This is a genomic window from Coleofasciculus sp. FACHB-712 (genome assembly GCF_014695635.1).
Classification (GTDB): domain Bacteria; phylum Cyanobacteriota; class Cyanobacteriia; order Cyanobacteriales; family FACHB-T130; genus FACHB-T130.
Map to the genome: position 1 here is coordinate 1 of NZ_JACJOQ010000292.1, position 2,706 is coordinate 2,706.

The window sequence follows — 2,706 nt, forward strand, 5'->3', positions numbered from 1 at the left end:
ATTAATAAACGGAAAGCGATCGCATACGCCAACGACTCAAACAAAATATGAGGGTGAATCCGCACCGAACCCAGCCACAAATAAACCGGGAAACTCATTATTTGTATCTCCGCTTGAGGATAGTGCCTCCTCGTGGCTTGAAAATATACCCGACAAGCCCTGTTGCCTGGAGCTAGACAGAGGTTGCCTAGACGATATCATACCCACCCAAGCTTGTAGAAGCTATATTTCCTGGAACTCTTCACAGAAGATTGCTATCCTCTGCTAAAGGATTAAAAATTTCTTGCCAGCAATATATGGCAAGGCATTGTACATGCAAAATCTAAATCTTCCGCATAAAAATTGTTAATAACTGTCAAGTAATAAATAAAAAACTATATGATGTGTAAACATGCATCGCCAGATTTGAGAATTAATCAGGACTAGAGTCTCCGTCAACATCAGGGAAAGCATCAAGGAGATGATTTGAGCGAACTAGGTAGGTAAAGTGAAAAATGGCAATCCCAGCGGCAGAATCCCCCATTACCGAGAGCAGCAAAGTGGAAGCAGAGAATAATCGTTTCTTCACGCTCTCACTGGATATGTTTTTCATCGCTGGTTTCGACGGCTATTTCAAGCGACTGAACCCGATGTGCGAAAAAACGCTCCTGTTCACATCTGAGGAATTTCTAGCCAAGCCGTGGATTGCATTTATTCATCCCAAAGACCGGGAATCTACTCTGGTTCAATTGCAGGAACTATCCAGCACCGGGGAGACGGTCACTTTTGAAAACCGCTTTCGCTGCAAAGACGGAACCTACAAATGGCTGCTGTGGAATGCCGCTCTGTGCGCGGAAGAACAATTAATTTACGCCGCTGCCCGTGACATTACCGAGCGCAAACAGGCAGAAGAGGAACTGCGGCAAAGCGAAGAGCGTTTCCGCTTGTTAATCAAAAATGTCAAAGACTATGCAATTTATATGCTCGATACCAGCGGGCAAGTTATTAGTTGGAACAAAGGGGCGGAAAGGCTGAACGGGTATCAGACAGAGGAAATTATTGGTCGGCATTTCTCCTGCTTTTTTCCTTCCAGTGAGAGCAGGAGCGGCAAACCTGAGCAAGTTCTAAAAAAGGCGGCATTAGACGGTCGGTGTGAATGGGAAACTTTACGGTTACACCAAGACGGGTCGCAGTTTTGGGCAAATGTTGTCGTGACAGCTTTACGAGGCGAAGATGGACGGCTGCGCGGCTTTGCCACAATAACGAGGGATATCACCGAACGCAAGCGATCGCAAGCAGCGCTGGAACAAGCAAATAACGACTTAGAAAGACGAGTCGAGGAACGCACCGCTGAATTAAAAGCCGCCAATGAGCTGCTAAAGAGGGAAGTTAAAGAGCGTCAGCAAGCGGAGAAAGCTTTGCGACAATCAGAAGCGCAATTGCGAGAAAAAGCAGCAAAGCTAAAACAAGCCTTAAGCGAATTAAAACAAACTCAAACCCAGTTGATTCAAAGTGCAAAAATGTCCAGTCTGGGACAATTGGTTGCTGGTATTGCCCACGAAATCAACAATCCCGTCAGTTTCATCTACGGGAATCTCGACTACGCCATTCACTATATTCAAAGCTTGATCGAGTTGTTGCAACTTTATGGAAAACACTCCCCCGAACCCCCTGAAGAAATCCAGGATCTGATTGATGAAATCGATCTTGATTTCGTGATTGCAGATATGCCGAAACTGCTGTCCTCAATGAAGTTAGGGGCTGACCGCATTCGGCAAATTGTCGCCTCTCTGCGGAACTTCTCGCGCCATGACCAAGCAGAAAAGAAGTCGGTCAACATTCACGAAGGCATTGACAACACTCTGAGATTGCTGCAAGACCGCTTAAAAGCTACCGCTACCCATCCGGCGATCGAGGTCGTTAAAGAATATGGCGACCTACCATTGGTGGAGTGCTATGCCGGTCAGTTCAACCAGGTATTAATGAATATCCTCAATAATGCGATTGATGCCCTGGAGGAGGCAGACGGACCCAGAAGCAAAGGGGCACAGGAGATGGTATCTCCCTGGCTTTCTGGCTCCCCGGCTCCTCAGTCTTGTATTCGGATTTGTACCGAGGTCAAAGACAGCGATCGCATCGCCATCCGGATTGCTGATAATGGCCCTGGGATGAACGAGGAAGTCCGTCGTAAGTTATTTGACCCCTTCTTTACCACGAAACCGATAGGCACAGGTACGGGACTCGGCTTGTCCATTAGCTATCAGATTGTCGTCGAAAAGCACGGCGGTCAATTGACTTGTGTTTCCGAACCGGGAAAGGGGGCAGAGTTTTTAATTGAAATTCCGATTCGGCAGACTCGTTCCGAACCAGCTCTGTCTCGGTGCGCCTGAGAAACAATTAAAAGTTAGAAATTAAAGTTTTAATTGACTTGACAAACCCACTTCCAAAGCGGGTGACTTTGCCCTTGCTGGCGAATCCGATATACCTGTTGCTCTAAGCGATGTTGTTCCCGACTGGATATTCCTAGTAAGATATTCCGGCTTTGCCACACCAATACAGAAGCTGTCATGCCAATGCACAAAGCAAGTCCCAGGGCTGGCAGCGGATTGTAATAAAGTCCATATCGCACTGCCGCCCAGGTAAAGTATTCCCGCAATAGAGAAATTGGGTAGCGCAAGCCCCAGAGACTCAAGGGACCAATGGTAATCCAAAGCAACCCGGCGACCA

At 47.2% G+C, this 2,706-nt stretch carries 2 protein-coding genes and 1 pseudogene; 1 reads left to right on the plus strand and 2 read right to left on the minus strand.

From position 1 onward, the window contains the following. Positions 1 to 98, minus strand: a pseudogene (locus H6F50_RS27885) (diacylglyceryl transferase); the annotation flags it as partial. Between the two features lie 396 nt (positions 99 to 494). Here H6F50_RS27885 and H6F50_RS07780 point away from each other — a divergent pair. Further along, a complete protein-coding gene (locus H6F50_RS07780; protein WP_190428119.1) occupies positions 495 to 2,369 on the plus strand; it encodes a PAS domain S-box protein in 1,875 nt (624 codons plus the stop codon). A 29-nt stretch (positions 2,370 to 2,398) separates the two neighbouring features. On the opposite strand, the gene H6F50_RS07785 is transcribed toward H6F50_RS07780, so the two are convergent. Beyond that, positions 2,399 to 2,706: hypothetical protein (locus H6F50_RS07785; RefSeq protein ID WP_190428123.1), on the minus strand; the 308-nt coding region annotated here is incomplete at its 5' end.

Bases quoted from the DNA above. Each gene is read 5' to 3' on its own strand.
- H6F50_RS07780 (WP_190428119.1), top strand. From the start codon at position 495: ATGGCAATCCCAGCGGCAGAATCCCCCATTACCGAGAGCAGCAAAGTG.